Origin of the sequence: Gordonia sp. YY1, from assembly GCF_009872315.1 — a bacterium.
GTDB lineage: Bacteria > Actinomycetota > Actinomycetes > Mycobacteriales > Mycobacteriaceae > Gordonia > Gordonia amicalis.
Genome location: NZ_WXYI01000009.1, coordinates 177,613 through 195,730 on the forward strand (window position 1 = coordinate 177,613; position 18,118 = coordinate 195,730).

The 18,118-nt window shown below is 67.6% G+C and carries 17 protein-coding genes and 1 riboswitch; of the genes, 9 read left to right on the top strand and 8 right to left on the bottom strand.

Annotated elements, in window-relative coordinates; translation table 11 throughout:
- From BPODLACK_RS14050 to BPODLACK_RS14060, 3 genes are all read left to right on the top strand, one after another.
- Positions 1–465, top strand: coding sequence for an Lrp/AsnC family transcriptional regulator (locus BPODLACK_RS14050; protein ID WP_159405491.1), 465 nt, complete (start codon positions 1–3; stop codon positions 463–465).
- Complete coding sequence (locus tag BPODLACK_RS14055; protein WP_159405492.1) at positions 462–1,853, top strand: aspartate aminotransferase family protein; 1,392 nt, start codon at positions 462–464, stop codon at positions 1,851–1,853. The genes BPODLACK_RS14050 and BPODLACK_RS14055 overlap by 4 nt, the downstream gene beginning before the upstream one ends.
- A 76-nt stretch (positions 1,854–1,929) precedes the next feature.
- Positions 1,930–3,234 (top strand): D-alanyl-D-alanine carboxypeptidase family protein, encoded by a 1,305-nt coding sequence (locus tag BPODLACK_RS14060; RefSeq protein ID WP_159405493.1) that lies wholly within the window; start codon positions 1,930–1,932, stop codon positions 3,232–3,234.
- 179 nt (positions 3,235–3,413) lie between these two features.
- On the opposite strand, the gene BPODLACK_RS14065 is transcribed toward BPODLACK_RS14060, so the two are convergent.
- The 3 genes from BPODLACK_RS14065 to BPODLACK_RS14075 are packed head-to-tail and all read right to left on the bottom strand — an operon-like array spanning position 3,414 to position 6,440.
- A complete protein-coding gene (locus tag BPODLACK_RS14065; protein ID WP_159405494.1) occupies positions 3,414–4,472 on the bottom strand; it encodes a YhjD/YihY/BrkB family envelope integrity protein in 1,059 nt (352 codons plus the stop codon).
- 48 nt (positions 4,473–4,520) lie between these two features.
- Positions 4,521–5,555, bottom strand: coding sequence for a tryptophan--tRNA ligase (gene trpS / locus BPODLACK_RS14070; protein ID WP_024497199.1), 1,035 nt, complete (start codon positions 5,553–5,555; stop codon positions 4,521–4,523).
- A 48-nt stretch (positions 5,556–5,603) separates the two neighbouring features.
- Positions 5,604–6,440 carry an exodeoxyribonuclease III gene (locus tag BPODLACK_RS14075; RefSeq protein WP_159405495.1) on the bottom strand — a complete coding sequence of 279 codons (837 nt, stop codon included), beginning with the start codon at positions 6,438–6,440 and terminating at the stop codon, positions 5,604–5,606.
- A 169-nt stretch (positions 6,441–6,609) separates the two neighbouring features.
- Between BPODLACK_RS14075 and BPODLACK_RS14080 the strand changes: the two genes are divergently transcribed.
- Positions 6,610–6,792 (top strand): (2Fe-2S)-binding protein, encoded by a 183-nt coding sequence (locus BPODLACK_RS14080; protein ID WP_159405496.1) that lies wholly within the window; start codon positions 6,610–6,612, stop codon positions 6,790–6,792.
- Between the two features lie 104 nt (positions 6,793–6,896).
- Positions 6,897–7,382: a bacterioferritin gene (gene bfr / locus BPODLACK_RS14085; protein ID WP_006434496.1), complete on the top strand. Its 486-nt coding sequence runs from the start codon at positions 6,897–6,899 to the stop codon at positions 7,380–7,382.
- Positions 7,383–7,400: 18 nt separating this feature from the next.
- Here the strand turns inward: bfr and BPODLACK_RS14090 are convergent, their stop codons facing one another.
- Both BPODLACK_RS14090 and BPODLACK_RS14095 read right to left on the bottom strand, forming a co-directional pair.
- Positions 7,401–8,675 (bottom strand): MFS transporter, encoded by a 1,275-nt coding sequence (locus BPODLACK_RS14090; RefSeq protein WP_159405497.1) that lies wholly within the window; start codon positions 8,673–8,675, stop codon positions 7,401–7,403.
- A gap of 126 nt (positions 8,676–8,801) precedes the next feature.
- Positions 8,802–10,601 (bottom strand): PE-PPE domain-containing protein, encoded by a 1,800-nt coding sequence (locus BPODLACK_RS14095; RefSeq protein WP_159405498.1) that lies wholly within the window; start codon positions 10,599–10,601, stop codon positions 8,802–8,804.
- 264 nt (positions 10,602–10,865) lie between these two features.
- Positions 10,866–10,987: riboswitch (SAM riboswitch) on the top strand.
- Positions 10,988–11,050: 63 nt separating this feature from the next.
- Between BPODLACK_RS14095 and BPODLACK_RS14100 the strand changes: the two genes are divergently transcribed.
- A complete protein-coding gene (locus BPODLACK_RS14100; protein ID WP_006434493.1) occupies positions 11,051–12,373 on the top strand; it encodes a bifunctional o-acetylhomoserine/o-acetylserine sulfhydrylase in 1,323 nt (440 codons plus the stop codon).
- A gap of 16 nt (positions 12,374–12,389) precedes the next feature.
- Positions 12,390–13,544, top strand: a complete 1,155-nt coding sequence (gene metX, locus BPODLACK_RS14105) for a homoserine O-acetyltransferase MetX (protein WP_006434492.1) — start codon at positions 12,390–12,392, stop codon at positions 13,542–13,544.
- A 22-nt stretch (positions 13,545–13,566) separates the two neighbouring features.
- On the opposite strand, the gene BPODLACK_RS14110 is transcribed toward metX, so the two are convergent.
- From BPODLACK_RS14110 to BPODLACK_RS14120, 3 genes are all read right to left on the bottom strand, one after another.
- On the bottom strand, positions 13,567–15,054 hold the full coding sequence (locus tag BPODLACK_RS14110) for a hypothetical protein (protein WP_159405505.1): 1,488 nt from the start codon (positions 15,052–15,054) through the stop codon (positions 13,567–13,569).
- 163 nt (positions 15,055–15,217) lie between these two features.
- The gene (locus BPODLACK_RS14115) at positions 15,218–15,511 is read right to left on the bottom strand and encodes a DUF3017 domain-containing protein (protein ID WP_006434490.1); all 294 of its coding nucleotides are present in this window, start codon (positions 15,509–15,511) and stop codon (positions 15,218–15,220) included.
- Between the two features lie 107 nt (positions 15,512–15,618).
- Positions 15,619–16,524: a bifunctional methylenetetrahydrofolate dehydrogenase/methenyltetrahydrofolate cyclohydrolase gene (locus BPODLACK_RS14120; protein WP_201450616.1), complete on the bottom strand. Its 906-nt coding sequence runs from the start codon at positions 16,522–16,524 to the stop codon at positions 15,619–15,621.
- 55 nt (positions 16,525–16,579) lie between these two features.
- On the opposite strand from BPODLACK_RS14120, the gene BPODLACK_RS14125 reads away from it, so the two are divergent.
- Together BPODLACK_RS14125 and BPODLACK_RS14130 are read left to right on the top strand one after the other, a co-directional pair.
- On the top strand, positions 16,580–17,518 hold the full coding sequence (locus BPODLACK_RS14125) for a serine/threonine dehydratase (RefSeq protein ID WP_159405500.1): 939 nt from the start codon (positions 16,580–16,582) through the stop codon (positions 17,516–17,518).
- Between the two features lie 57 nt (positions 17,519–17,575).
- On the top strand, positions 17,576–18,040 hold the full coding sequence (locus BPODLACK_RS14130) for a tRNA (cytidine(34)-2'-O)-methyltransferase (protein ID WP_006359166.1): 465 nt from the start codon (positions 17,576–17,578) through the stop codon (positions 18,038–18,040).
- Positions 18,041–18,118 lie beyond the last annotated feature (78 nt).

Consider the following 18,118-nt stretch of genomic DNA (forward strand, 5'->3'; position numbering starts at 1 on the left):
GTGGCTGACCCTGTATCCACACAGCTGGACGCAACCGCGAAGAAGATCATCGAGCTCCTCCAGGCCGATGGTCGGAGCAGTTACGCCTCCATCGGCAAGGCCGTCGGACTCTCTGAAGCCGCCGTGCGCAACCGTGTGCAGAAGCTCAGCGACAGCGGTCTCATGCAGATCGTCGCCGTCACCGACCCTCTCAAACTCGGATTCGCACGCCAGGCGATGATCGGCGTCCGTTGCGTCGGCGACACCCAGGCGCTCGCCGAACGGCTCGCGGAACACCCCGAGATCGACTACGTGCTCCTGACCGCGGGGTCCTTCGACATCCTGATCGAGGTCGTCTCCGAGGACGACGACCACCTGCTCGAGATCCTCAACAAGAAGGTACGGGTGCACCCGGAGGTCGTCGGTACCGAGACCCTCGTCTACCTGAAACTCGTGAAACAGCAATACAACTGGGGAACCCGATGACAGTGACCGCCCCCTCTACGCCCCCGAACTCCGCTCCGTCGCTCGGCGCCCGCAGTGCAGCTCATCTCTGGGGACACTTCGCCCGGCACGGCGACGCCATCACCCCTCCGGTGATCACCCGAGGGGAGGGCGTCCGCATCTTCGACGATCAGGGCCGCAGCTACCTCGACGGCCTGGCGGGACTCTTCGTCGTGCAGGTGGGTCACGGACGCGTCGAACTCGCCGAGGCCGCAGCCCGGCAGGCCAAGGAGCTCGCCTTCTTCCCGCTGTGGTCGTACGCGACACCGCCGGCCATCGAGCTCGCCGAGCGGCTCGCCGCCTACGCCCCGGGCGATCTCAATCGTGTCTTCTTCACCACCGGTGGCGGCGAGGCCGTGGAGAGTGCCTGGAAACTGGCGAAGCAGTACTTCAAGCTGGTCGGCAAACCCGGTAAGCACAAGGTGATCTCGCGTGCGGTCGCCTACCACGGCACCCCGCAGGGCGCACTCGCGATCACCGGCGTGCCGGCGCTCAAGGAGGCCTTCGAGCCGTTGACGCCCGGTGCGTTCCGGGTGCCGAACACCAACATCTACCGGGCGGACGACCACCTGTCCGATGACCCGAAGAAGTTCGGCCGCTGGGCCGCCGACCGCATCGCCGAGGCGATCGAATTCGAGGGCCCCGACACCGTGGCGGCCGTCTTCCTCGAACCGGTCCAGAACGCCGGCGGATGCTTCCCACCGCCACCGGGCTACTTCGAGCGGGTGCGCGAGATCTGCGACGAATACGACGTCCTGCTCGTCTCCGACGAGGTGATCTGCGCCTTCGGTCGCATCGGCTCGATGTTCGCCTGCGAGGACTTCGGCTACGTCCCCGACATCATCACCTGCGCCAAGGGCATGACGTCGGGCTACTCCCCCATCGGCGCGATGATCGCCAGCGACCGGCTCTTCGAACCGTTCCGCGACGGCACCACGACCTTCGCCCACGGCTACACCTTCGGCGGGCACCCGGTGTCGGCGGCGGTCGCACTGGCCAACCTCGACATCTTCGAGCGTGAAGGCCTCAACGACCACGTCAAGACCCAGGCCCCGGCGTTCCGCACGACCCTCGAGAAGCTGTACGACCTGCCGATCGTCGGCGACGTGCGCGGCGAGGGCTTCTTCTACGGGATCGAACTCGTGAAGGACAAGGCCACCAAGGAGACCTTCACGGCGGCCGAATCCGAACGCATCCTCCGGGGCTTCCTCTCCACGGCACTGTTCGACGCCGGGCTCTACTGCCGCGCCGACGATCGCGGCGATCCCGTCGTGCAGCTCGCGCCACCGCTGATCGCGGGACAGGCCGAGTTCGACGAGATCGAGCAGATCCTGCGGTCGGTCCTGGGCGAGGCGTATTCGCTGCTGTAGTCCGCATGGCCGAACGTCGGACACGACGCGTTCGCACGTCCGGAGACCGCGTGGTTCCGCTGGTAACGTGCGATCGGTGACCTCGGGGTGGACTCGCCGGACCGCATCGGCACTCGTCGCCGCTGTTCTCGGGATGCTTCTGTGCATGCTGTCCGCCGGACCGGTCGGCGTCGGACCGGCCGGGGCCGTCCCGCTTCCCACCGGCGCCCCACCCGCCTTCAGCACTCCGGTCACCGATCACTGTCCGCACAAGATCGGCACGCCGCCTCCTGTCGACGAATCCGAGGCGGTCGCACCGGGTTCGACGACCCCGTCCTCGCTGCCCGTCCCGACACCCGCGATCGGGGGTGAGGATCTCTCGTACTGCGGCGTCGTCGCCGACCCGGCGGCCGGTCCCGTTCCGCCACGGCTGACCTCGGCCGGGTGGCTGATCGCCGACCTCGACTCCGGCCGCGTCATCGCGGCCAAGGACCCCCACGGGCGGTACCGGCCCGCGTCGACGATCAAGGTGCTGCTCGCACTCATCGCCCTCGACGAACTCGACCTCGACGCGACGGTCATCCCGACCGCGGAGGACTGGAGCACCGAGGGCGACTCGTGCGGGATGGGCCCGGGCGGTCACTACACCGTCCGCGACCTGCTCACCGGCCTGCTCATGGTGTCGGGCAACGACTGCGCCAACGCCCTCGCCCGCGAACTCGGTGGCGTGGAGACCACGCTCGAGAAGATGAACGAACGCGCCCGCGAGCTGGGCGCCGCCGACACGCGCGCGGCGAGCCCATCGGGTCTCGATGCCGCCGGGATGTCCTCCTCGCCTTACGATCTCGCACTGGTCTTCCGAGCAGCCATGGCGCAGGAGACCTTTCGGGAGCTCATCGCGAAGCCCACCTTCCGATTCCCCGGCTATCCGCGCCGACCAGATGTGCCCGGCGACAAGGACCATCCGGCCTACGACATGTACAGCAGCAATCGGCTTCTCGTGGACGGCTATCCGGGAATGCTCGGCGGGAAGACCGGCTACACCGACGACGCGCGCAAGACCTTCGTCGGTGTGGCCGAACGCGACGGCCACCGCATCCTCGTCGTGCAGATGTACGGATTGTCGGTCGAGGGCGACATGTACTGGGATCAAGCGCGGGAGATGTTCGAATACGGCTTCCGTGCAGGTCCTGAGGTCACCGTCGGACGTCTCGTCGACTCCACTCGTGAAGCGGCGGAATCCACTGCGCCGCGCGCCGCCTCGTCCCCGGATTCCCACCTCGCGAGTTCGGGCTCCGACACCGCCTCCCCGATGTCGGTGCGCGTCCTCATCGGTCTCGTCGCGGCACTCGCCGCCGTGGTCTTGCTGCTGTTGGGACTCAGGCTTTTCGGGCGCAGGTGATCCAACCACCCGCTTCTGCTCGGAAGGGCGGCGGGTAGGCGCCGACGACAGAAACTCCCGCTTGTCGGATTCCCTCCCGCGTATCGAGCTCAATAGGCGGGAAGGAAATGGTCACGCGGGAAGGTCAGCGGGCCACAGTTCCCATGACCGACCCCGGCCGGGATCGTTCCTCCGCACCGTCAGCGCCTGCGGACGACCCCCACCAGCGTCGCGATCGCCGCGCCGACCCCCGCCGCGGCCGCCAGTGCCGCCGGACGCGGCGCCGGACTCACCTCGACCGTCGGCGAGATGACCACCGGCCGATGCAGTTCCGCGTCGGGGTCCTCCTCGACCTGGAACTCCTCGTTCGCCGGATCGGTCGCACACCAGGCGGCGGCGTAGAGCACGATGCGCGACGCGAGGTACGCGAACACCATGACACCGAGGATCGGGCCGAATGCCACACCCGCCGGGCTGCTCAGCACCGACTGGAGGTAGAGCCCGCCGACCGTCTTGACGATCTCGAACGCGACCGCGGTGATCAGTCCGGCTTTCAGGGTGTCGCGGAATGGCAACTGCACCAGGGGAAGCCGCGCCATGATGAACGTGAACAAGGCGCAGGTGGCGAGAATCGAGACCGCGGTCGACACCACCCGGACGACGATCGGCGCCCACGACGCGTCGTCGAGGCCCACCCACCCCAGCACGGTCTTGGTGAGACCCGAATTGCCCAGGGCGGTCACGGCCATCGTCACCGCGAAGGCGACGCCGAGTCCGGCGAAGGTCACCAGATCCCACACCTTCGACATGACCGCGTTGCGTTGTACTCGACCACCCCACATCTCGGTCATTCCGGTACGGACCCCGGAGATCCAGCCGATGCCGGTGAACGCCGCACCGAGCAGGCCGACCACCCCCACCGTGGTACGGGAGTCGATGGCCGAGGTGATGATGTCGGAGACCTGATCGCCGAGTTGCCCCGGCATCTTCTCCACGACCGCGTCCTGGATCTCCTGCAGCACCTCCGGCTGTTGGGCCAGCACGAAGCCGGCGACCGCGAACGCCACCATGATGATCGGGACGAGCGCGAGGATGCCGTTGAAGCTGATGCTCGCCGCGTAGAGATTTCCGCGGCGGTCGTTGTAGCGGTCCACCGTCCGCACGACGTGGTCGAGCCAGGTCCAGCGCTCACGCCGGTCCTCGTAGATCGACTTCGCACGGGTGACGAGTGACTTCCCCGAATCGACCACCGAACTCACCGCACGCCTCCTCGTCGAATCGCCGAGGAGGTCGAACTCAGGACTGTGTCAGCGCCTCGGCGACAGGAATCCCACCTTGTCATAGACCGACTCGAGGGTCGCCGAGGCCACCGACCGAGCGCGTTCGGCGCCGCGAGCGAGAATCGCGTCGAGCTGCGCGGGATCGTCCATGTACTCGGAGACGCGGCCACGCAGCGGCGTGACGAACTCGGTGAGCACGTCGGCGGTCTCGACCTTGAGGTCGCCGTACCCCTTGCCCTGGTACTTGTCGACGAGGACGTCCACCGGAGTGCCACTCAACGCCGACTGGATGGTGAGCAGGTTGCTCACACCCGGCTTGTTCTCGGGGTCGAACCGGATCTCGGTCTCCGTGTCGGTCACCGCCGAACGGATCTTCTTCGCAGACTTCTTCGGCTCGTCGAGCAGATTGATGAGGCCCTTGTCGGACTCCGCCGACTTGCTCATCTTGGCGGTCGGGTTCTGGAGGTCGTAGATCTTCGCGAACTCCTTGACGATGTACGCTTGCGGGACCTTGAGGACCTTGCCGAACCGCGAGTTGAAACGCTGCGCCAGATCGCGCGTGAGCTCGAGGTGCTGACGCTGGTCCTCGCCCACCGGCACCTGATCCACCTGGAAGGCGAGGATGTCCGCGGCCATGAGGATCGGATAGGTGAACAGCCCGACACCCGCCGCGTCCACGCCCTGCTTGGCCGATTTATCCTTGAACTGTGTCATCCGGCTCGCCTCACCGAAACCGGTGATGCACGACAGCACCCAGGTCAGCTCGGCGATCTCCGGGATGTGCGACTGGACGTAGATCGTGGAGCGCTCGGGATCCACGCCGACGGCCAGCAACTGAGCGACCGACAGACGCGTGCGATCGGCGAGGGTCTTCGGATCGAACGACGCCGTGATCGCATGCATGTCCGGGATGAAGTAGTACGCCTCGAAGTCGTCCTGCAGGGCCACCCACTGGCGGACCGCACCCAGGTAGTTACCTAGGTGGAAGGAATCGCTGGTCGGCTGGATTCCCGACAGCACGCGCGGTCGGGCGGCACCGGATGCGGAGGCGTCAGAACTCATTGGTCCATTTTCGCAGACCCGCAAAGCCCTTTGACGCGGGTGCCCGCCTCACTCGTAGACGACGGTGACCGGCGCATGATCCGACCACCGCAGGTCGTACGCGGCCGCCCGGTCGACGGTGGTCTTGACCGCCCGCTCGGCGAGCGAGCGGTTGGTCAGCTGATAGTCGATCCGCCAGCCGGAGTCGTTGTCGAAGGCCTTGCCACGCCACGACCACCACGAGTACGGGCCGCTCTCACCGGGATGGAGCTCACGGGAGACGTCACGCCAGCCGGTCTCGAGGAGCCCGCCCACCCACGCGCGTTCGTGCGGCAGGAAGCCCGGGCTCTTGAGATTGCCCTTCCAGTTCTTGATGTCCGCCTCGGCATGGGCGATGTTCCAGTCGCCACCGACGACGACGTGCCGGCGACGACGGACGAGCCGACCGAGATGGTCGCCGAACTCGTCGAGAAACCGCGCCTTCTCCTCGAATTTGGCGATGTCCTTCTCGGCGTCGGTGAGCGCCGCACCCTTGGGCAGGTACAGACTGGCCGCGGTCACCGGTCCGAGATCGGTGTCGAGGTCGACCTCGAGATAGCGACCGAGTTCGTCGAACTCGGCGCTCCCGAAACCGATCCGGACGGCGTCCGGCGCCCGGCGGGTGAGCACGCCGACACCGGCATGCCCCTTGACCGCTGACTCGCTCATCGTGAGATGCCAGCCCGCCTGAAGAGCGGGAGCCAGGGCGTCCCGGGCGAGGTCCTCGCTCGCGCGTACCTCCTGCAACAGCACGACGTCGAGCGACGAGTCCTCCAACCAGGGCAGGAAGCCGCGGTTGGTCTCGGAACGATGTTTGACCGCTGCGCGGATTCCGTTGACGTTGACCGTGGAGATGGAGAGTGGCACGAGGCCACATAGTACGGATTCGGTCCGACAGATCCCGCGCCCGCCGCACACCTCCCGAGACGGGTCTACGGGTCTCCGATTGAGACGAAATGGAGGTAAGGCAACCCTTGTGCTCACCGAGGAGAATATGTAAGCATTACCTAATCCAGGCACTACGTTAGGTCCGAAGATGTTCGTTTGCATATGCCGCGCCGTCACCGTCGACGAAGTACATGAGCACTGCGATGCCGGTGCCTACACCGTCGACGACATCAGTGATCGGTGTGGCGCGGGCGAGGGCTGCGGAACCTGCCTGGAGAAACTCGACAGCATCCTGAGCGAAAGGGCGGCCACCTCGACGAGCGCTGCATGATCCGACACTGACAACTCCAGTCACAACCTCGCGCGAGTACGCGCGCGGGGCGTTTTGCCGTGTTAACTTCGTCACCAGACAATCGGCTAACGGGAGGCTGTCAGATGCGTGGCGACGACGAGATCATTGCACTACTCAACGAGCAGCTCACGAGCGAGCTGACCGCGATCAACCAGTACTTCCTCCACTCGAAGATGCAGGCGAGCTGGGGTCTGACCGAGGTCGCAGCGAAGACCCGCGCGGAGTCGATGGAGGAGATGACGCACGCGGAGATCCTCACCGACCGCATCCTCTTCCTCGACGCACTGCCCAACTATCAGCGACTGCTGCCGCTCCGCATCGGTCAGTCCATCCGCGAGCAGTTCGAGTCGGACATGGCCGTCGAGGTCGAGGTCGTCGAGCGACTCCGCCCGGGCATCGCCATGTGCCGCGAGAAGGGCGACATCACGAGCGCGAACATCCTCGAGAAGATCCTCGCCGACGAGGAAGAGCACATCGACTACCTCGAGACGCAACTCGAGCTGATCAACAAGCTCGGCGAACCGCTCTACCTGTCGAAGACCATCGCGACTCCCCCGTCCAACGGCTGACGAACAGCAGCCGACCGCTCAGGCGCCGACCGGCCGGCGCCGAGCGGTGGCGATCGCGACGACCGCGACGGCGATCCCGCCGACGGCGAGCACCGCGCCGATCGCCGACGGCGACAGGAACCCCCACCCGGCCGAGACCACCACGCCGCCGAGGAACGCACCCGCGGCGTTGGCGACGTTGAGCGCCGAATGATTGAGGGCGGCGGCCAGTGTCTGCGCGTCGGCAGCGACGTCCATCAGCCGCGTCTGGAGGGCCGGCAGCATCGTCGATCCGGTCAGCGCCACGAAGTAGGTGAGAATCAGTGCCGCCCAGGCATTCTCGGCGAGCACCGCGAAGGCGGCGAGAGTCACCGCGCTGGTGAACAGGCCGGCGAGGATGGCGACGGACACACTCCGATCGGCCGCGTAGCCGCCGACGAAGTTCCCGGTCACCATGCCCAGTCCGTACAGCATCAGGGCGAAGGGCACGACGGAGACCGGCAGTCCCGTCACCGACGTCAGGGCCGAGTTCAGATAGGTGTAGAACGCAAACATCCCGCCGAACCCGACGACGCCGATCACCAGGGTGAACCACACCTGCGTTCGTCTGAGTGCCCCGAGTTCGGTCAGCGGGTCGGTGATCGTCATGCCGGACAGGGTCGGCAGCACACGGACCAGTGCGACGACGGTCGCGATGCCGATGACGACGACGATCGCGAATGCGGTGCGCCACCCGAACGTCTCCCCCAGCCAGGCCGCCGCGGGCACGCCCACGACGTTCGCCACCGAGAGACCGAGCATCACCTGCCCGACCGCCTTGGCCCGATTCCGCGGACCGGCGAGGTGCGCGGCGACCAGCGCCGCGACGCCGAAGTACGCACCATGCGGAAGACCGGCGACGAACCGCGCCACGAGTAGAAGTCCGTACGACGGCGCGAGCACGGTCGCGAGGTTGCCGATCGTGAACGCCACCATCAACGCGATCAGGAGCACCCGCCGCGACATGCGCGCCGTGAGCGCCGCGATCAGCGGAGCACCCACGACGACGCCGAGCGCGTAGGCGGAGATGACGTGGCCGGCGGTCGGCTCGGAGACACCGAGGGAACCGGCGATGTTCGGGAGCAGACCCATCGCGACGAACTCTGTGGTCCCGATGCCGAAACCGCCCAGCGCGAGCGCCAGGATCGTCAACCGGCGGGCACGACTCGAGATCGTCGACGAGGGACGCTCCTGCACCTTCGACGATGCGTCGTCGAGCACCTTCGGAACGAGGTCGTCCGGCGCACCGGTGGTCGTCGTGGGAGCGTCAGGCACGCCTCATGCCAACCGGCCCATGGAGACCACAATTCCCCCGGACCCGGTGAGTTGCTTCACAGGGGGCCGACGACCCCGCCCGCCTGCCCGATCGCTGGGCGATCGATTCCTTGGAGGTTGCCGGGACTACTCGGAGCCCGAGTCCCCGCTCGACGAACTGTCCGATCCGCCATCGCTGTTGCCGGAACCGCTGCTCGAATCCGACCCGCCGCTGCCGGAACTGCCCGAGTCCGAGCCGTCCGGGTTCGAGGTCCCGGAGTCGGCGCTGCCGGAGCCGCCGTCGGGATCGGAGCCCGGGGTCCCGGCGTCCGACGACGGCGCGTCGGAGGAATCGGTCTCCGACCGCGTCACGCCCGGATCACCGCCACCGGTGGACGGGTCGGTGCCGTCTCCGCCGCCGGCCGGGCCGTCGTCGGGTTCGGCGGCCGACGCAGGCGCCGAGGTGTCCGTATCCGCCGAAGAGTCGACTCCGGACGGACCGCTCGCCACCTCGGTGACGGCCGGGATGCCGGAACCGCCGTGGGTCGCCTCGACCTCCGGTCCGCTGGTCTCGGGATCGTCGTCGACGGCGGCGAAGGTTCGGGCGAGAGTCACCGGCACCTCGGAGTCGTCGTCGGCGAGCACGGTGAAGGTGTTCGGCTGCGACGTGACGGTCGGTCCGACGATCGCGCCCGCCCAGTACCGCACGGCGTTCACCGGCAGCAGCACGATGCTGCGAACGCTGGCGGCCAGCGCGGTCACACCGCGCATGAGTCGCGCCGGGGACAGGCTGATGCCCTGCAGGATGTCCTCGAAGACGAAGAGGTCGGGAAGGTAGGCGCCGTAACCGAGCTGCGGCAGCGGCGGGAGGACACCCTGGACCAGGCGGACGACGGGCTGCAGGTTCGCCAGGGTGATCCCGAGCGGGAGGCCGACCGTCGGACGGCCGGACAGGAAGTCGCCGATCTCGCCGGTGTAGCCGAGGTCGGATGCCCAGCCCTGGACCAGCTCGGCGAATGCGGACTTCGCCCCGACCATGCAGACCGTCCCCGCGTCGTTGCACGAGACCGGTCGCGTCGCCCACTGGGACGCGGGGTCCCGGTACATCGCGTACGGGTAGAGGAAGTGCTTGACCTGGTAACCGAGGAGCCCGTCGATCGCACCGATCGGGTCGTGGATGGGATCGGGCAGGTCACAGATGGGGTCGCCCTCGATACAGACCGACACCACCCGACCCTCGAGCTCACCGAAACCGGCGTCGGTCCCGCTCGTCCCGCGCGGACCGGACATCGTCAGCCCCGGGATCACGCCGATCAGGGACAGTTCGATGCCGCGTCCGGTCTTGTCGCCGGCCTGCCGCGGGTCGGAGTACAACTCGCCGCTGATCCCGTCCGGGTCGATGACGACGGTGATCGGATTGCCGTCCTCGTCGAGGAGTGGGTCGCCGTTCTCGTCGGTCGCCACGACCTCGACCGGACCCGAGCCGATGTCGGCCAGGACATCACCCGCGACCCGGGCACCCTGCGAGTACCCGGCGACGACGACCGGCTTACCCGAACACCGGGTCTGGTAGCCGGCGATCGCCGATGTGGTCGCCGCGTTTCCCTGCGCCACGCTCGAGTCGTACCCCGTGGCGCCCAGCGGCCAGAGCGTCGTCGGATAGTCGGCGTAGATGATCGTGTATCCGTTGTCGCCCGCATACTCGGAGTCCGGGTCCGGATTCCCGTCCGGCCCGAGCCCTCGGTACCGCTGTGTGACCCCGACCAGGTGTTGCCCCTCGGGGTCGTTGGTGCCGGCGGCGATCACGACCGCCCCCGCTCCGCAGGACTCGGATGCCTCCGCGAGGGCGTCACCGGGGAGGCATAGGGCGACGGCCACCGCGAAACCGGTTGCAGAGGCGACGAGGACGGAGATCCGTCGAGAGCGGAGGTGCGCCAGCGCAGCCATGAGGTGTTCTCCTCGATGAACCCGGACCATGCCAGTGCGGAAGCCCGCCGGGGTTGCCCGAACCCTAAGGCGACGACGAAGAACCTGACATGATGCTGAGAAGCGCTAACGACGCTGTACTGGGGATTCGCCGTGCCGTTTGACCGATTTCAACCGTTCGGACCACACGCTCAGTACACGGTTCGGAGGCAGTGTGAGGGGTTCGACTCGGCGTGACCGGGAGGGTTCTCAGGCACTCACATCCGTGTTATATCCTTGTCGCCAGGTCATGAGTATCAGCGCCAAGCCCCGGCTTGCTGATCGGCAACCCTCCAACCGCGGTGGGGTGCTCCGGGTGATGACCGGGTTGTGGGATCGCAGCAGCGAAGCCCCGGCAAGCGCGGGTCCGAAGGTCGGACCCCAACAGGGTCGAATTTGGCCCTGCCGACCGTAGAAAGTGATCAATCGTCATGTCTGATGCCAACGAGGGCACGAATCCAGCCGACAACTGGAGCTTCGAAACCAAGCAGATCCACGCCGGCCAGACCGCCGACGCGGCCACGAATGCCCGGGCTCTGCCGATCTACCAGACCACCTCCTACGTCTTCAACGACACGCAGCACGCGGCGAACCTCTTCGGTCTCGCGGAGCCGGGCAACATCTACACCCGCATCATGAACCCGACCCAGGACGCGGTCGAGCAGCGCATCGCCGCCCTCGAGGGCGGCGTCGCCGCTCTGCTCGTGGCCTCCGGGCAGGCCGCCGAGACCTACTCGATCCTCAACATCGTCGAGACCGGCGGTCACGTGGTGTCCAGCCCGCGTCTGTACGGCGGCACCTACAACCTGTTCCACTACACCCTGCCGAAGCTCGGCGTCGAGGTGAGCTTCGTCGAGGATCCCGAGGATCCGGCGTCGTGGCAGGCCGCCGTCCGCGAGAACACCCGCGCGTTCTTCGGTGAGTCGATCTCCAACCCCAACAACGAGATCCTCGACATCAAGGGCGTCTCCGAGGTCGCACACCGCAACGGCGTGCCGCTGATCATCGACAACACCGTCGCCACCCCGTACCTGATCAACCCGCTGGCCCACGGCGCCGACGTCGTCGTCCACTCGGCCACCAAGTACATCGGCGGACACGGCACCGCGATCGGCGGCGTGATCGTCGACGGCGGCACCTTCGACTGGCGTGTGCAGCGCGACGGTAAGGATCTGTTCCCCGGCTTCACCACCCCGGACCCCAGCTACCACGGTGCGGTCTTCGCCGACCTCGGTGCGCCGGCCTACGCACTCAAGGCCCGCGTCCAGTGGCTGCGCGACACCGGTGCCGCCATCGCCCCGTTCAACGCCTTCCTTCTCGCCCAGGGCCTCGAGACCCTGAGCCTGCGCATCGAGCGTCACGTCGCCAACGCACAGAAGGTCGCGAAGTTCCTCGAGGGTCATGCGCAGGTCGAATCCGTCGCCTACGCCGGCCTCGAGTCCTCGCCCTGGTACCAGCGCGGCCAGGAACTCGCCCCCAAGGGACAGGGTGCGATCATCTCCTTCGAGATCGCCGGCGGTGTGGACGCGGGCAAGAAGTTCGTGGACGCGCTGACCCTGCACAGCCACGTGGCCAACATCGGCGACGTCCGCTCGCTGGTCATCCATCCGGCCTCGACCACCCACAGCCAGCTGACCCCCGAGGAGCAGCTCGCCGCAGGTGTCACCCCGGGACTTGTTCGCCTGGCCGTGGGCATCGAGGGAATCGACGACATCCTGGCGGACCTCGAACAGGGCTTCGCAGCCGCCAAGTGAGACAGGTGAGGCAATTTTGTCGGTGAGTATCGACCTGAACGCGCAAGCGTCTGATCAGCCCGACTGGGAATCGGTCCCGGACGGGAAGCTCGTCGGCATGAGCATCGGCTCGCTGCCTCTCGACAGCGGCGAACGGATCGACAACGTCACCCTGGCGTTCCAGCGCTGGGGGACGTTGTCGCCTTCCCGCGACAACGTGATCCTCACCCTGCACGCACTCACCGGCGACTCCCACGTCACCGGTCCCGCCGACAACGAGCACGAGGCGCCCGGCTGGTGGGACGGCCTCATCGGTCCGGGCATGGCCATCGACACCGACGAATGGTGCGTCATCTCGGCCAACGTCCTCGGCGGCTGCAAGGGATCGACGGGTCCCGGGTCGCTCGCCTCCGACGGTCGGCCGTGGGGTTCGCGATTCCCACAGATCACCGTCCTCGACCAGGTCCGCGCCGAGGTCGCTCTCCTCGACCGTCTCGGAATCCGCAGCGTCGGAGCAGTTCTCGGCGGATCGATGGGCGGAGCCCGTGCACTCGAGTGGGCGATCGAATACCCCGAGCGCGTCCGCAGCGCACTGGTGCTGGCCGTCGGCGCCCGTGCCACCGCCGACCAGATCGGCATCCAGACCACCCAGATCGCCGCCATCAAGTCCGACCCGGCCTGGAACGGCGGAAACTACCACGGCACCGGACAGGTACCGCTGACCGGGATGGGCATCGCCCGTCAGATCGCGCACCTGTCGTACCGCAGTGAGCCCGAGCTCGACGAGCGCTTCGCCAACGAACCGCAGGGCGACGAGCAGCCGCTTCTCGGCGGCCGGTACGCCGTGCAGAGCTACCTCGAGCACCAGGCGTCGAAACTCATGCAGCGCTTCGACCCGAGCAGCTACGTCGTGCTCACCGAGGTCCTGAACCACCACGACGTCGGCCGCAACCGCGGCGGCATCAAGAAGGCGCTCAACGAGTGCACGGTCCCCGTCATCGTCGGCGGGATCGACTCGGATCGTTTGTATCCCTTGCGGTTACAGGCCGAGCTCGCCGAAGAGCTGGGCAACTGCGTCGGCGGTCTGCAGGTCGTGCGATCCGACACCGGGCACGACGGCTTTCTCACCGAATTCGACGCCATCAGCGACCTGCTCAAGCGCACGGTCGAACTGGCCCGCCGCGACGCCTGAGCCGGTCCCCGTTCTTCGGCGCTCAGCGCGGGACGGGTACCGGGCTGCTCGACGACGGAGCGGCAGGTGCTTCCGCACGCGGCGTGGCCGAGTGATCGGGCGGAGGAGGAGTCGGCGCCGGACTCGACGGCAGTAGCTCCTTCGGCAACAGATCCGGTGGGATGCGCGGCGTCGTGCCCGGAGCGAACGGCATCGTCGGCCACGGATACGGCGACAATGTACGCGTGCTCGTACCGGTCGACGGCGAGGTCGGCGCCAACTCTGTGGTGGCCCAGCCCGGAGCGTCCCGGTCCGGTGTCGGAACCGGTTGCTGGGGCACGGTCGGCTGCTCGAAGGTCTGCTCGAAGGTCTGCTCGACGGGCTGGTCTGGGACGCGCGTCACCGGAGCCGACGTCGTGGGCACCGGATCGGATCGCTGCTCGCTCGTCGTTGCGACCGCCGGGACACTGTCGACCGACGGCGACGGCTCGGTGACCTGTCGTTCGGCGAACGAGGAGCTGACCGCGTAGACGGTGATCAGTGCCGCGGCGATGATCGCGCCCGCGACCGCGAGCGGCATGGCCGAGAGCCACTCACGCTGCGGACGACCACCGATGAAGGCCAGTCGCGCGGTGCTCGGACCACTCTCACCGGCGAGGAGCGCCGCACCCGTCGCTGCCACCAGTTCCGGGGCGGACGGGCACACTGTGTCGAAGTCATGCCCCTGGGTGATCTCCCGGACCGCGGGCAGATTGGCGAGACCACCGACGAAGACCACTGCGTCCGGATTGATGCCTCGCGCGGCCACGTCGGCCACATAGCGGTCGAACACCTCGCGTGCCTCACGCACCATCGGTTCGACGGCGCCCGCGACATGGGATTCGGTCAGCGACACCCGTCCCGAACCGCCCGGAAGCGTCACCGACGAACCCTCGGTGCCACCGGATCCCGCACCGCCGTAGGCGATCTCTTCCTTCGCGGTCCGGCAGGCGCTGATCAACTCGCTGCGCCCGGCGCGGGTGCGCGACGAATCTCCGAGAGCCGGGTTGTCGGCGGTGAGACCTTCGGCAATGGCGCGGTCGAGACGCCGGCCGCTGATGACGGTCGAGCGTTCGACGGCGGTGATCTGCCGGTTCTGCGGGTCGACGGTGTACATGGTCATACCGGTGTCACCGCAGTCCACGACCACGGCCGCGGAGAAGCGATCGATCTCGCCGGTGTCGGCGAGGTAGGCGACGACGGCCTCGTCCTCGGCGACGAGACGGATCTGGCGGCGGGGGCCGCTCCCCCGTGATCGCAGATGGCGTCGTTGGGCTGTGGTCCGGGCCGCGACGCCGATCGGGCCGACGCGTGCGTCGGCCTCGCGGGCTGCGCTGAGCATGACGTCGATACCGGCGTTCACGCGCCCCGGGCCGTCGAGCCCGTCGGTCGGGTCGACGTCGATCACGCGCGAATCCACTACACTGCGGCCCAGATCGTCACGCGTCAGCAAGACGTAGTGGATCATGCCGGCGCCTGCCGACACGCCCATCGACGTCACTCGGTTCACGTGGCCATCGGTCGGTGTTGCAGTGATACGTACTCCAGCGGTCGATGCGTCTGCCCAGCGTCGTACTCAGTGCTGTCGGCAGCGAGATTTGCCTGGTCAGGCGCGACCACTGCGTCTCAAGGTCACGCTCAGGTCTCTATTGTAATCAATCCGTTCCCAACGAGTCGATCGACGTGGCGAGCCAGAGCATCACACCACCGACCGTCGCCATCACCGAGACGTCGAACAGTTTCCCTCTGACCTGCAACAATCCGGCCTGCGACGAAGGGATGAACGCCCGGAGCAACGCACCGACGAGAAGCGCCGCGCCGAAAACGAAAGATCCGCGTCGCCATCGGTCGAACATCACGAACAGCGCGGCCACGAGCACGCCGAGCATCACCAGCAGATATGGGATCTGAACGAGGACCGCACGCACCCCGTGCACCTGCTCGGGCACGGGTTCGGCTCCGTGAGCTCCGTCACCCGGAGGTCGCGGTCTCGGTTGGTTCGGATCCGTCGAGGGCGGATCCGAACCGGCCGGGCCGACGTGCGGCTCGTCCGGGCTCACGCCGTGCCGCCGCCCTCGACCCCGGCGACGGCCTCGGCAGCGGCTTGTTGGGCGACGAGCTGCTGCTCGGCCCGTTCGACGACGTTGACGAGCAGGAATGCGCGGGTCAGCGGCCCGACTCCGCCGGGGTTCGGCGACACGTGTCCGGCGACCTCCCACACGTCGGGATGGACGTCGCCGACCAGGCCGTCGTCGGTCCTGCTGACGCCCACGTCGACGACCGCGGCACCCGGCTTCACCATGTCCTTGGTGATCAGATGCGGTACACCTGCAGCGGCGACGACGATGTCGGCACGCTCGACCTCCGAGCGGAGGTCCGCGGTCCCCGTGTGGCAGAGAGTGACCGTGGCGTTCTCACTGCGCCTCGTCAGCAGCAGGCCTATCGGCCGTCCGATCGTGACCCCACGACCGACGACGGTGACGCGGGCACCCGCGATCGGGACGTCGTAGCGCCGGAGGAGATGGATGACGCCGCGCGGCGTGCAGGGCAGTGTCGACTCCTTGCCCAGCACCAGTCGACCGAGGTTGATCGGGTGCAGTCCGTCGGCATCCTTGAGCGGGTCGATCCGCTCGAGCGCCGCGTTCTCGTCGAGGTGCTTCGGCAGCGGCAGCTGCACGATGTATCCGGTGCAGGCCGGGTCGGCGTTCAGTTCGTCGATCGCGGCGTTGAGGTGCTCGGTGGTCGCGTCGGCCGGCAGGTCCTTGCGGATGGATTCGACACCGATCCGGGCGCAGTCGGCGTGCTTGCCCTTGACGTAGGAGTGCGAGCCGGGGTCGTCGCCGACGAGTACCGTGCCCAGACCCGGGGTGATGCCCGCCTCGCGCAGTTTGTTCACCCGTTCGGTGAGATCCGCGAAGATCTCGTCGCGCGTGGTCTTGCCATCCAGTCGTATCGCGGTCACGCCCGACATTCTTCCATCCGGAGCGAGCGGGATGTGAGCCACTACTGTCTGTGCCGTGAGAGCAACCCGGGCCGACGTCGACCCCGCCGCCAGGACCATCTCCCCTCTCCTGCGGCGCACACCGACATCGCACAGCACCATCGAGACCGTCGACGGCCCGCGGGACGTCGCGTTCAAACTCGAGTACCTCCAGCTCGGTGGCTGTTTCAAGGTCCGGGGCAGCCTGTGGGCGACGCTGCACGCGCGCGCCGAGGGAACGCTGACGGACGCCGGGGTGCTCGTCGCGTCAGGAGGCAACGCCGCGATCGGCGCGGCCTGGGCCGCACGGATCGCCGGCGTGCCCTGCACCGTCGTGATCCCGGAGACGGCTCCCGCGGTCAAGGTCGGAACACTGCGAACTCTGGGCGCGCAGGTTCATCTCGTCGGGCTGCGCTACCAGGACGCCGCCGACGCCGCGGTGGAGATCGCCGCGACCACCGGCGCCCTGGCTCTCCACGCCTACGACCTGCCCGACATCGTCGCGGGTGCGGGCACGATCGGCCTCGAGGTCGCCGAGGACATACCCGGTCCGGTCACCACCGTGGCCTGCGTCGGCGGCGGTGGGCTCCTCGCCGGTCTCGCGGCGACCCTGCGTCCCGGCGACCGCCTGGTGGGTGCCGAACCCCTCGGGGCATCGTGTTTTCACCAGGCACGGGCAGCGGGTTCACCGGTCCCGGTCGAACTCGAGAGCATCGCCGCCGATTCCCTCGGTGCGACCCGCCTCGGTGACATCTGCTGGGAGACCGCCGCACAGCATCCGGACGTCGACAGTGTGCTGGTGACCGATGACCAGCTCGTCGCCGCTCGACGAATGCTGTGGGACTCTCACCGCATCCTCGTCGAACACGGCACCGCCGCGGCCGTCGCCGCGGTGACCACCGGAGCGGTTCGGACAGAACCGGATTCGACGCTGTGCATCGTGCTGTGCGGTGCGAACACGGGTTTCGACCTGTAGCCGACACGAACCGTCGCCGTCACTCACGGCGAGGCCTGCGACTACCCTGAGCACATCATGTTCCGGATCATGTTCTATCAGCCCTGCATCCCGCCGAACACCGGAAACGCGATCCGGTTGGCCGCCAACACCGGGTGCGAACTACACCTCATCGAACCCCTGGGATTCTCGATGTCCGACGCCCAGGTCAAGCGGGCGGGTCTGGACTATCACGAGATGGCGAACGTGACCGTGCATCCCAACCTGGTGACGGCGTGGACCACGTTGAAACCCGAGCGCGTGTTCGCGTTCACCGCACATGCGGAGCGCTATCACACGGACGTCGACTACCGGCCGGGCGACGTCCTGCTGTTCGGCCCGGAACCGACAGGGCTGCCCGACGAGGTCCTCGCCGAACCCGAGGTCACCGACCGGGTGCGCATCCCGATGCTCGCCGGCCGTCGTTCACACAACCTCGCCAACGCGGCGAGCATCGTCGTCTACGAGGCATGGCGGCAGAACGGTTTCGCCGGGGCCGTCTAGTTGTAATGACCAGGGACGTTGTGGACGGTGTGGCGCCAGTGAATAGGTGAGGACCTCCGGTATCGGTGTGGTTACCAC